We start from the raw sequence: 11,206 nt of genomic DNA, 5'->3' as shown, positions 1-11,206 counted from the left end.
CACCCCACGAAAGGAGCGGCCATGACCCTGCTGACCGTCTGGAAAGAAACCGACCCGAGCACGCCCGTGCTCGAGACCACCGAAGAGAGCGAGATCCGTGAGGCCCTCGCCGAGCTCGGCGCCCGCTTCTCGCGCTGGGAGGTCAAGGACGTTCCCACCGGCGCCTCGCAGGACGAGGTGCTCGCCCTCTACGCCGACGAGATCGGCGCCGTGAAGGAGCGCGAGGGCTACACCCTCGTCGACGTCGTCGCCCTCGACCCCGCGCAGAGCGATTACGACGAGCTGAAGACGCCGTTCCGCGAGAAGTTCCTCTCGGAGCACGCGCACGATGACGACGAGGACCGCTACTTCGCCCGCGGCGCCGGCGTGTTCTACCTGCACGCCAACGAGAAGGTGCACGCGGTGTACTGCGAGGCGGGCGACCTCATCTCGGTGCCGGCGAACACCACGCACTGGTTCGACATGGGCACGTCCCCCCACTACGTCAGCGTGCGCTTCTTCCACGACGACGACGGCTGGGTGGGCCACTTCACCGGCAGCCCGATCGCCGAGTCGTTCGCGACGTTCGATCAGCTCGCCGAGCGTCGCGCGCAGCTGGTCTGACGCATCTGAGACGCCCGTCTCCGTCGGCGTCCCGGATGCCGCGGGGGCGGGCGTTTCGCGTGTCACGGGGCCGCGGCGCCGCGCGCACATCCTCCGTGATGTGCACAACTTCAGCCGACATCTCTTCGAAAGAACGGACCTCGCGCGAATCGCGGAGTTCACGCGCGGCATCCCTCAGCGACGACGTAGAGCCACGGCGGCCCACGCGATGGGCGGCAGAGTCACGTGCAGGATGCCGTCGGCGAGCCGCGTCGGCACGGTTCCGGGACGCACGCGATCGGGGTCGTCGAGCGTGTTCCTCGCGGAGGAGTCGTCGTCGTGCAGCAAGTGCGTCTCGACGACCTCGACGTCGCCGAGACCACTCACGTCGATCGCCACCTCGACGGGCTGCTCCCGTCCGCGGTGCACGAGGAAGATCGCCGCGGCTCCGGTGTCTGCATCGTGGGTGGCCACGGCATCCACCGCCGGCACCGTGCCGTGCGCGGCCGTCTCGATCGTGGGCGCCTCGACCTTCAGGCGCACGGCCTCGCCCCGGGCGAGACGCGAGGTGATCGCGAAGGGGAAGAACGTCGTCTGCCGCCAGGCCGGCCCGCCGGGCTCGGTCATGATCGGCGCGATCACGTTGACCAGCTGGGCGAGTGACGCGGATGCCACCCGGTCGGCGTGGGCGAGCAGCGAGATCAGCAGGCTGCCGAAGACGACGGCATCCAGAACCGAGTAGACGTCTTCGAGCAGACGTGGGGCGACCGGCCAGTCATCGATGGCGGTGGGCTTCACGGATGCCACCCGGTCGATGTACCAGACGTTCCACTCGTCGAACGAGATGTCGATGCGCTTCTTGCTGCCGCGGGCAGCTCCGACGTGGTCGGCCGTGGCGACCACCGCCTCGATGAAGCGGTTCATGTCGACCGCGGAGGCGAGGAACGAGTCGATGTCGCCGTCGTGCTCCTGGTAGTACGCGTGGCACGAGATCATGTCGACGTCGTCGTACGTGTGCTCGAGCACCACGCGCTCCCACTCGCCGAACGTGGGCATCTGCGCGCCGGAGGATCCGCACACGACGAGCTCGATCGAGGGGTCGACCTGCCGCATGCCCTTCGCCGTCCGGGATGCGAGCTTGCCGTAGTCGTCGGCCGAGCGGTGACCGAGCTGCCACGGTCCGTCCATCTCGTTGCCGAGGCACCACACGCGCACGTCGAACGGCGCCTCCCGGCCGTTGTCGACCCGCTGCTGCGACAGCGTCGAGCCGCCCGGCACGTTGGCGTACTCGAGCAGGTCGATCGCTTCGAGCGTGCCGCGCGTGCCGAGGTTGACGGCGAGCATGAGATCGCTGCCGGCCTTGTCGAGCCAGTCGGCGAACTCGTGCAGGCCCACCTCGTTGGTCTCGGTCGAGTGCCAGGCGAGATCGAGCCGCCGCGGACGTTTCTCGCGGGGACCGACACTGTCTTCCCAGCGGAAGCCCGAGACGAAGTTACCGCCGGGATAGCGGATCATCGACACTCCCAGCTCGCGCACGAGCTCGAGCACATCGACACGGAAGCCCTGCTCGTCGGCGGCGGGGTGGCCGGGTTCGTAGATGCCGTCGTACACGTGACGGCCGAGGTGCTCGACGAAACCGCCGAACAGGCGTCGGCGCACGGGTCCGATGGCGAATCGGGGGTCGACGGTGAGTCGGGCAGCGGTCATCGGTGCTCCTTTTCGCCTCGACCGTACCCTCGGCGGGGCGTTGCGCTGAACGTTTTCGAAACTGCACGCAGAGTCGGCGTCGGCGCCGTACGCCGGGGAGCACGCGCGATGACACGGAGGGCGCGGCACAGCGGCGCGCGGCGGCGGGCGGCACGGCACAGCGGCGCGCCGCGCCGGCGGGCGGCGGCAGCGCGCAGCGGCGGCGGCGCACAGCAGCGGCGCGCGACGCACAACAGCGGCGGCGGGCAGCGGCAACGCGGCAGCGCACAACGGCGCCGGCGCGCGCAGCAGCGGCGGCGCGGGCCTCAGATGACGGCGGTCGACCAGGGGTCGGGAAGGCCGTACCGATGCGCGGCGATCGACACGGCCTGCTCGCGCAGGAACGGCAGCAGCTCCAGACGGCCGGCGGTGGTGACCTCGTCGGCGTAGACCGTCAGCGACACGTCGGCCCCGACGGTCTCGGCGACCGCCCGGCGCTGCGTCGCGACCGTCGCGGCCGGGCCGACCAGTCGGATGCGGCTCGGTCGCGCCGAGATGACCGGGGCGTCGCCCTCGGTGGCATCCGGGACACCGCCTGCCAGCCGCTGCAGCCACTCCTCGTCGCTCTCGACCGACACCGCGATGTCGGACTCGCCGAGCAGATGACGCACCGGCCCGGGAAGGCCCACGGGCGTGCTGAGGGTGAAGGTCGAACCCGAGCGTACCGCCGCGACGAGCACGCGCAGCACCGCGTGCCAGGCCGCATCGCCCGTCGCACGGATCGCGACGTCCGCCGGTCGGTACCGCCGGAGGTTGCGCTCGACGCCGAGTCTCGAGACATCGGTGACGCGGCCGAACTCGCGGTCCCACGACACCGCGTCCGACAGGGCGCCGCGGCGGAGCCACTCGAACGCCTCGTACGACAGCGTGGGCTGCGCGGCTTCGATGAGGGCGGTGATGCGGCTGTCGAGCCCGCGCAGGTGCAGCGTCGACGACGACGCCCCGCCCGACGACGCCCGCCACGAGCCCAGGGTCACGAGCCGGTGCGGCCCGCCCGACATCGCGCCGGCACCGACCGATGCCTCGCCCCATCCGCCTAGCGGCTCGCGCTGCACGACGCCGCCGATCGAGGGACGGTTGACGCGCAGCACCGCGGCCTCGGCGGTGTCGAGCCACAGCTCGAGGTCGTCGACGTCGCGCGTGTGCAGGCCCGCGACGAAGCCCGAGCCGATGGCGTTCTGCAGTTCGATCGCCCGGGTGACGGTGGGGGCGTGCAGGATGCCGAGCACGGGCGCCGCCACGGCGGACCGGGTCAGGTGCGAGCCGGCGGTGACGCCCGTGCGCACACCCGGCGACCAGAAACGCCCCGCCGTGTCGGCGCCGAGGTCGAGTTCGCGCGGCTCCACGAGCCAGCGCTCCCCCTCGCCCAGCACGGTGAGGGCGCGGCGCACCTCGCCCGCCGGTTCTTGCACGAGCGGACCGATGTCGCTGAGCGGGTCGTCGGCGGGCCCGACCCGCAGCGACGAGACGGCATCGGCGAGCTGGTCGAGGAACGGCGTCGACCGAGCGACCGCCCCCACCAGGATGACGAGCGACACCGCGGTCGCGGCCTGCCCCGCCCGCGCGAAAGCGCCGGCGACGATGTCGGCGACGGCGGCGTCGACATCGGCCGAGGGTGCCACGATCGCGGCATTGCGCCCCGCGGTGAGCGCCTGCATCGGCAGCGACGGACGCCACCCGGCGAAGCGTTCCGCCGTCGCGCGGGCGCCGGCGAGCAGCACGCGGTCGACACCCGGGTGCACGATGAGCGCACGGCCCGAGGCCTCCTCGTCGAGGTCGACGTAGACGAGCAGGTCGCGGGGCACTCCCGCGGCCCACAACGCCTCGGCGACGACGGCTCCCGCGCGCCGGGCGCGCGGCGACGGCGTCAGCAGCACGCCCGATCCCGCGGCGAGCGCCGCGAGCGTCTCGGCGGCGCACAGGCCCACCGAGGCGTTCCAGCGCGGGGCGACGATGCTTACCCGGTCGGGAACGAACACCGCCCCCGGCACCCGGTCGAGCTCCTTCGCCGTCGCGGCGTAGTAGGCGGCGGCATCCACCGCCTGGCTGACCTCCGCGTCGGCCTCGGCGAACAGTGCCCCGCCTTCGTCGGCGAGCACCTCCACCAGCTCCGCCCGCCGCGCGGCGAGCGTGCGGGCCGCGCTCTGCAGCACGGCGGCGCGATCGGCCGCGGGAAGCGCCGCCCACGGCTCGGCGGCCGTGCGCACGCCCTGCACGGCGGCGTCGAGGCCCGTTTCGTCGTCGATGCGTCCGGCCGCGGCGGTGGCCTCGCCCGCGGTCGAGTCGGCCACGCGCTCGAGCACCTCGGCGGCCCACGCGCGGTCGTCGGCGACCGTGGGGTCGGTGTCGGCGGCATTGCGGAACCCGGGGGCGCCGCCCGCCGGCTCGGTGCTCTCGCGGGTCGAGAACACCGCGGTGTCGACGAACGCCTGGCCGCCGAACAGCATCTGCTGCACGTCGGGTCCGAGAGAGGAGGTGTCACCGGATGCCGCTGCCTCGCGCGCGATGCCGAGCACCGCCTGCGTGAGACCGGGGTCGGCCGCGTCGTCGGCCGCGCGCTCGCGCAGGATCGCCGGCTCGTCGTCGCCGCCGCGCTGCGGAGCACGGACAGCGGGGGCGGGCTCGTCGGCGGTGGCGAGTGCCCGCCGCGCCCGCGCCGTGACGGCCGACGTCTCGGGGGGCGCGGTGCCGTCGGCCTCGGCGTCACCCGGGTCGACGGTTCCCTCGGGCGCCTCGGACGACAGGGCGGGGGCGGCGGCCACCGCGGTGGCGTACGCGGTCGCGAGGCGACCGGCAACGGCGTCCAGGTCGTCGGGGTGCGCGGCGGCGGTGGTGGTCACGTGCGCGGCATCGGGCACCCAGGGGGTCTGGCGCGGCAGCACCAGACGCACGGCGGCATCCGCCTCCTCGGCGAGGGCGAGCGCGAGGGCGGCCCGCTCCGGATCGGCCGTGGCGAGTTCGACGACGAGCCCCTCCTGGCCGCGCGGGGCGAGGGCTTCGCGCACGGTCCGCACGAGCGCGGCGTCGACCTCGTCGCGGGTCTCGACCACCGGCGGGGTCCATCCGTGCCGTGCCGCGGCGACCACCTCGGCGGAGTCGATCACCTCGTCGCCGAGCCGCAGGGTGACGTGCGCGCCGCCCTGCGCGACCCGTACCGCGGCCCACGCGGCGAGCTCGCGCACGGCATCGAGGGTCTCGGGCACCGCGACGGGCAGTGCGATGCCCGCTTTCGCAGCGGCGAGCCGCGGCTCCTCGAGCACCCGCGTCAGCACCGCCACCGTGGCATCCAGATCGTCACGACCGGGGGCGATCAGAGTCACATGCGTTCCCGCGGCCTCAGCGGCCAGGAGCACCGGCAGCACGCGCTCGGCGGCATGCTCCACGTCGGCGGCGAACGCCCACCGGCTGCGTGACGCGACGACGTCGGAGAGGGCGAACGACACGCGCTCGACGTCGTCTCGCGAGACGAGCGAGCGGATGCCGTCGACCCGGCGTCGCGCGGCCGTCTCACCGAGCACGGCGGGGCCGACGAGGCGCACGTCGAAGACCGTTCCGGTCTCGGCGGCGGCGGCGAGATCGACCGCGAGACGCTCGGGACGGGCGTCGAGGACCAGGAGCCCGAGCAGATCGCGCAGCGCGCGGCGGGCGAGCGGAACCGCGGGAGCGGGCAGCACCGGGGCGACGGCCCCGCCGATCTGCAGTGCTCCCCGCACGAACCAGGGGAGCGCCGACGGGATCTCGGCCGAGAGACGGTGCAGGGCCGCGGCCGCCGCCGTCTGACTCTCGGGCCGCACGACGCCGTCGCACACGCGGGCGATGAAGGCGGCGGCATCCGGATCCGTCGGCAGGATGCCGCGGCGCGGGGTCGCGGTCTCATCGGTGCGCGGCGAGAACGTCCGCGCCGCCGCAGCGGCCCGCGAGGCCAGGTCGGAGGAGAGCGCAGGACCGGTGGCGCGAGGGTCGTTCGGGCTCATGCCCGTCAGCCTAAGCACCGCCCGCGCGCGACCTCGGCGGCCCGCCGCGCAACCGCAGGATCGGTTGCGCGGCCCTCGGCCTCACGGTGTCCCCCGAATGGCCGACAATTTTTGCACCGCGACCATCAATTTGCCGGAACTTCTTCGCTTTTCGTCTCGATCGTGTTTGTATGTCCCCGGGTACCCCACCATTTATCCCCCCTGGATGGAAGGTCACTCCACAGTGAACCGTTTCTCGAAGACGGTCGTCGGCGCTGCCGCCCTCGGCCTGTTTCTGACCACCGCCGCCACCGCCCCCGCGCTGGCGCAGACACCCACGTCGTCCCCCGACGCGGCCGTCGACGGCGTCGACGCGCAGCTGCTCGCGGCGATGGCGGCCGACCTCGGCACCGACGTGTCGGGCGCACAGGACGTGCTGCGTTTCCAGGCCGACGCGGCCGACACGGCCGACGACGTCGAAGGCGCCACCGGCGACGCCTTCGCCGGCACCTGGCTCGACGAGTCCACCCGGACCGTCTACGCCGCCGCCACCACCGACGCCGCTCTGGACGCGGCCGCCGACGCCGGGGCCGTACCGGTCGTCGCCGAGCACTCCCTCGCCGACCTCGAGGCCATCGCCGCCCAGATCGCCGCGAGCCCCGTGCCCGACACGATCCCCTCGTGGTGGATCGACGTCGAGGCCAACGACGTCGTCGTCGATGTCGTCGCCGGCGGCGAGCAGTCGGCGACCGACTTCGTGGCCTCGCTCGGCACGCCGGCCGACGCGGTGCGCCTGCAGACCGGCGTCGAAGCTCCCGACACCTTCGCCACGATCCGCGGCGGCATGTCGTACATCATCAACAACTCCAGCCGCTGCTCGGTCGGCTTCGCCGTTCAGGGCGGCTTCGTCACCGCCGGCCACTGCGGCGTCCGCGGCGACAGCACCACGTACGGCACCTTCCAGGGATCGTCGTTCCCCACGAACGACTACGCCTGGGTCTCGACCCCCACTCACACCCCGGTCGGCCAGGTCATGGACTACTCCGGCGGTGCCGTCGCCGTGAAGGGCTCCACGCAGGCCGCCGTCGGCGCGACCGTGTGCCGCTCCGGCTCCACGACCGGCTGGCACTGCGGCCAGATCCAGGGCTACAACTCCACCGTGCGTTACCCGCAGGGGTCGGTGTCGGGCCTGATCCGCACCAACGTCTGCGCCGAGCCCGGCGACTCGGGCGGCTCGCTGCTCGCCGGTAACCAGGCGCAGGGCGTGACCTCCGGCGGCTCCGGCGACTGCACCACCGGCGGCACGACCTACTTCCAGCCCGTGAACGAGATCCTGCAGACCTACGGCCTGCGCCTCCTCACCAGCTGATCCCGCCCTCCCCCCGGGCACCCGAAGCCCCGGCCGCCTCATGGCGGTCGGGGCTTCTCCGCGGTGAGAACGGGTGTCACGGCCGGAACACGGCTCGAACGCACCCGTCGGTCTTCTTCTTGAACATCGCGTACCCTTCCGGTCCCTCATCGAGCGACATGACGTGGGTGGCGAGATGCTCGGTGACGAGCTCGTCCCGCGCCATCCGCTCGAGCAGCATGGGGATGTACCGGTGACCGTGCTGCTGAGCCGATCTCAGGGTGAGGCCCTTGTTCATCACCGCTCCCAACGGGAACTTGTCGACGAACCCGCCGAAGACACCGAGCACGAACAGGCTCCCGCCCTTGCGCGCCGCGAAGATCGCCTCGCGCACGGCCGTCGGCCGGTCGGTCTGCAGTCTCAGTTGCTGCTTCAGCTGGTCGTAGGCGAAATCGGGACCGTCGTGGTGCGCCTCCATGCCCACCGCTTCGATGCAGACGTCGGGCCCGCGCCCACCGGTCAGCTCCCGCAGCTCGGCGGTGACCTCGCTCGTTTCGTAGTTCATCGTCTCCGCACCGATGATCCGTTCGACCTGGGCCAGGCGCTCCGAGAATCGGTCGATAACGATGACGCGCTCCGCACCGAGCAGCAGCGACGCGCGCGCCGCCATCTGCCCCACGCCGCCGGCTCCCCACACCGCCACGGTGTCGCCGGGCTTCACACCACCGAGGTCCGCTCCCATCCACCCCGTCGGGGCGGCATCCGAAGCCAACAGCGCGCGCTCGTCGCTCAGCCCCCCGGGGACGGGGAAGGCCCCCTGGTCGGCGTACGGCACCCGGATGTACTCCGCGTGGCTGCCCGCCCAGCCGCCCAGGGCGTGGGAGTAGCCGTAGCATCCACCCGGCGCCTGCCCCCACAGCATCTCGGGGATTCCCGCGTTGGGGTTGCCGTTGTCGCAGAGGGAGAAGAGCTCGTTGCGGCAGTACCAGCACTTCCCGCAGCTGATGAACGAGCAGACCACGACCCGGTCGCCGACCTTGTGTTTCGCGACCTCCGATCCGACCTCGACGATCTCGCCGATGAACTCGTGCCCGAGCACGTCTCCGGCGCGCATCGTGGGGACGTACCCGCCGAGCAGGTGCAGATCCGATCCGCAGGTCGTGCTGAGCGTCACCTTCACGATGGCATCCTGGGCATTCAGGATGCCGGGATCCTCGACGTTCTCGACCGAGAGCTCGTTCACTCCGGTCCAACACAGCGCCTTCACAGCACACCCTCGCCCTTCGCTTCGTCCTGCGCCTTGTCGACGACCCCACCGAGGAGAGTGGGTGGGCGTTCCCCGTGCGGCCGCGGCGTGGCGCGGAGGATCTCACCCGTCTCGAAGACCTGCTTGGCGTCGCGCAGCGCCTGTCTCAACTCCCGCGGGGCGTCCTTCTCGCCGGCGAGGTCGCTCCCCTCCCGCACCCGGGCGTGAACCTCGAAGCCCTTGTCGCCGGGCGCCGGCTCGATACGGATCTCGAGCGAAGGGGCGATCCGACCGAGCGGCTCCGGGTAGCCATCGCGCGAGAAGTCATCGGCGTCGCCCAGGATGGTGACCGCCTTCCACCCCTCGGGGTGCTCCCCGTCGCCGTCCGATTCGCGTTCCTTCTTCACGAGGGTCCGCGCGACGAGCCCTGCCGCCACGGAGGCGACCCCGATGCCGACGGCCGCGGCCGCTTTGCCCGCCATGATCAGGCCGCCTTTCCGGGCTTGAGCACGATCTTCGTCCACCCGTCGTCGCGGTTGTCGAAGTGCTCGTAGGCGTCGGGCGCCTCGTCGAGCGACAACTCGTGGCTGACGATGAACGACGGCGTCGCCTTTCCCGCGGCGACGAGGTCGCGCAGCTGCCGGTTGTACTTCTTCACCGGCGCCTGCCCCGTGCCCATGGTCTGGCCCTTGAACCAGTGCAGGCCGGTCCCATGTCAGCGAACCCGTAGGCTGCGCCGGCGAACTCCGGAACGGGCTGCGCCGTGAGGCAGTAGTTGGTGAGTCCCCGCTCGCAGTTCTTGCAGTGCCCGCACGCCACGTTGAAGGGCAGGACGACGTGCTCCCCCACCCTGACCTTGTCGACACCGGAGCCGACCTCGATCACCTCCCCCATGTTCTCGTGACCGAACCATCGCCCGGTCTCGAAGCTGGTACGTCCCTCGTACATGTGGAGGTCCGAGCCGCAGATGTTGGTCGTGGTGACGCGCACCAGGACGTCGGTGGGGCGCTCAATGCGCGCATCCGGAACGTCTTTCACCGTGACCTGCCGCGGCCCCTCGTACACGACTGCTTTCATGTCCGTTTCCTTCCGTGCGTGAGCTGTCCTCGGATTCGCCGGCCACGTGGGACCCCGCGATGACTCCATGCCACTCCTCGCAGCGACGCGGCACCATCGGCAGAACTGCCCATCTGGGAATCGGTGCCAGGCCGTGGTCAAACCACGGACCCCCGTGGTAGGCCATGACGGTCGGGGCGGATGCTCCGACGACCGAGGTGAGAGGACCGGTCGAACAGTGGCAGGAAGCGGCTCAGCGGAACTCGCCGAGATCGCGGCGAGCCCCCGCCCCGTTCACGAGCGCGCACAGGCGATGCTCGATGAACTGCAGCGCCGGATCCCGTTCGACGGCGCCTGGATGGCGCTGGCCGAACCCGACGGCGCGGGCTACACCTCGTTGGCGAGCACCGACCTCGACGGCTCGAGCGTGCGCTACCTGAGCGGCCCGCAGATGGCGCACGACATCGCTCTGACCGGCGCCGATCGGCATCGATCGCCCACCAGCCTCTCCGACCTGCCCTCCTCCTCGCGCGACCTCCGTACTTGGGCCGAATGCCTCCCCCCGCGGGGTTCAACGAGGCGCTGTCGTCGGCGCTGTTCGCGTCCGGCGGTCGGCACGTCGGCTTCATGACGGTGCTGTTCCGACGAGCGGACCCTCCCGACACGGCGCTCCGACGCCGCTTGGCGCGTCTGATCCCCCAGGTCGCGTCCGGCATCGACCCGCTCCGCTCACTCGCCGCATCCGCGGTCTTCATCGGCGGGCGCCACCGCGGGAGTGGTGCTCCTTCCCGACCACGGCGTCGCTCGTCTCCCGGGCCTGTCCGACGACCCGCTCCTCGCCGCCGACTCCGACCTCGTCGAAACGGCCCGCGACGCGCTCCACGAAGGGCGGGATTACGCCTCGTTCCTCTGGCCCCGGGGCACACCACGGGCCCCGGACGAGTACGTCCGCGTCACCGTCCTGGTCTGCGAGAGCGACCTGGAGGCCGTGGCGTGCGGAGTGGTCGTGTTCTCGCTCGCACCGGACCTGCACGGGTTGGCGCCGCGGGAGCTCGAGGTTCTCGGACACGTCATCGAGGGGTGCTCCAACCTCGAGATCGCCCGCGCGCTCACGGTGTCTCCGCGCACGGTCGCCGCTCACATCGAGCACATCCTGTTCAAGCTGGATGCCACCTCGCGTGCGCTCGCGGCCGTCCGCGCCGAGCGGGCCGGCCTGTACGTGCCGGTCCCGCGCACCGGCACCGGCTGAGCGCTGCGGCGACCGGGAGACGTCAC

At 72.1% G+C, this 11,206-nt stretch carries 10 protein-coding genes; 4 read left to right on the top strand and 6 right to left on the bottom strand.

The window, feature by feature from the left end:
* Positions 1–21 precede the first annotated feature (21 nt).
* Entirely contained in the window at positions 22–603 is a 582-nt protein-coding gene (locus QE410_RS01730; protein ID WP_307327107.1) for an acireductone dioxygenase, read from the top strand.
* Positions 604–777: 174 nt separating this feature from the next.
* Here QE410_RS01730 and QE410_RS01725 read toward each other — a convergent pair whose 3' ends face one another.
* Both QE410_RS01725 and QE410_RS01720 read right to left on the bottom strand, forming a co-directional pair.
* The gene (locus tag QE410_RS01725) at positions 778–2,289 is read right to left on the bottom strand and encodes an alpha-N-arabinofuranosidase (RefSeq protein WP_307327105.1); all 1,512 of its coding nucleotides are present in this window, start codon (positions 2,287–2,289) and stop codon (positions 778–780) included.
* Between the two features lie 305 nt (positions 2,290–2,594).
* Entirely contained in the window at positions 2,595–6,302 is a 3,708-nt protein-coding gene (locus QE410_RS01720; RefSeq protein ID WP_307327103.1) for a proline dehydrogenase family protein, read from the bottom strand.
* A gap of 223 nt (positions 6,303–6,525) precedes the next feature.
* Between QE410_RS01720 and QE410_RS01715 the strand changes: the two genes are divergently transcribed.
* Positions 6,526–7,650 (top strand): S1 family peptidase, encoded by a 1,125-nt coding sequence (locus tag QE410_RS01715; RefSeq protein ID WP_307327100.1) that lies wholly within the window; start codon positions 6,526–6,528, stop codon positions 7,648–7,650.
* A gap of 76 nt (positions 7,651–7,726) precedes the next feature.
* On the opposite strand, the gene QE410_RS01710 is transcribed toward QE410_RS01715, so the two are convergent.
* From QE410_RS01710 to QE410_RS01695, 4 genes are read right to left on the bottom strand one after another with little or no spacing between them, the layout of a single operon-like run.
* A complete protein-coding gene (locus QE410_RS01710) occupies positions 7,727–8,872 on the bottom strand; it encodes a zinc-dependent alcohol dehydrogenase (RefSeq protein WP_307327098.1) in 1,146 nt (381 codons plus the stop codon).
* A 20-nt stretch (positions 8,873–8,892) separates the two neighbouring features.
* A complete protein-coding gene (locus QE410_RS01705; RefSeq protein ID WP_307327096.1) occupies positions 8,893–9,357 on the bottom strand; it encodes a hypothetical protein in 465 nt (154 codons plus the stop codon).
* Between the two features lie 2 nt (positions 9,358–9,359).
* Positions 9,360–9,554, bottom strand: a complete 195-nt coding sequence (locus QE410_RS01700; RefSeq protein ID WP_307327094.1) for a hypothetical protein — start codon at positions 9,552–9,554, stop codon at positions 9,360–9,362.
* Entirely contained in the window at positions 9,530–9,952 is a 423-nt protein-coding gene (locus QE410_RS01695) for an alcohol dehydrogenase catalytic domain-containing protein (protein ID WP_307327092.1), read from the bottom strand. The genes QE410_RS01700 and QE410_RS01695 overlap by 25 nt, the downstream gene beginning before the upstream one ends.
* Before the next feature lie 217 nt (positions 9,953–10,169).
* On the opposite strand from QE410_RS01695, the gene QE410_RS01690 reads away from it, so the two are divergent.
* Together QE410_RS01690 and QE410_RS01685 are read left to right on the top strand one after the other, a co-directional pair.
* Positions 10,170–10,562, top strand: coding sequence for a hypothetical protein (locus QE410_RS01690; RefSeq protein WP_307327090.1), 393 nt, complete (start codon positions 10,170–10,172; stop codon positions 10,560–10,562).
* A gap of 144 nt (positions 10,563–10,706) precedes the next feature.
* Positions 10,707–11,180 (top strand): response regulator transcription factor, encoded by a 474-nt coding sequence (locus QE410_RS01685; RefSeq protein ID WP_307327088.1) that lies wholly within the window; start codon positions 10,707–10,709, stop codon positions 11,178–11,180.
* Positions 11,181–11,206: the final 26 nt, after the last annotated feature.

Origin of the sequence: Microbacterium sp. SORGH_AS_1204 (genome assembly GCF_030818935.1) — a bacterium.
Lineage (GTDB): Bacteria > Actinomycetota > Actinomycetes > Actinomycetales > Microbacteriaceae > Microbacterium.
Note: the sequence above shows the minus strand (reverse complement) of the source record. Positions and strands in the feature narration are given on the sequence as shown.

What these genes read in the sequence shown, in the direction of transcription:
- QE410_RS01700 (WP_307327094.1), bottom strand. Translation starts at nt 9,554, where the DNA reads ATGGGCACGGGGCAGGCGCCGGTGAAGAAGTACAACCGGCAGCTGCGC.
- QE410_RS01725 (WP_307327105.1), bottom strand. Translation starts at nt 2,289, where the DNA reads ATGACCGCTGCCCGACTCACCGTCGACCCCCGATTCGCCATCGGACCC.
- QE410_RS01730 (WP_307327107.1), top strand. Translation starts at nt 22, where the DNA reads ATGACCCTGCTGACCGTCTGGAAAGAAACCGACCCGAGCACGCCCGTG.
- QE410_RS01705 (WP_307327096.1), bottom strand. Translation starts at nt 9,357, where the DNA reads ATGGCGGGCAAAGCGGCCGCGGCCGTCGGCATCGGGGTCGCCTCCGTG.
- QE410_RS01720 (WP_307327103.1), bottom strand. Translation starts at nt 6,302, where the DNA reads ATGAGCCCGAACGACCCTCGCGCCACCGGTCCTGCGCTCTCCTCCGAC.
- QE410_RS01695 (WP_307327092.1), bottom strand. Translation starts at nt 9,952, where the DNA reads ATGAAAGCAGTCGTGTACGAGGGGCCGCGGCAGGTCACGGTGAAAGAC.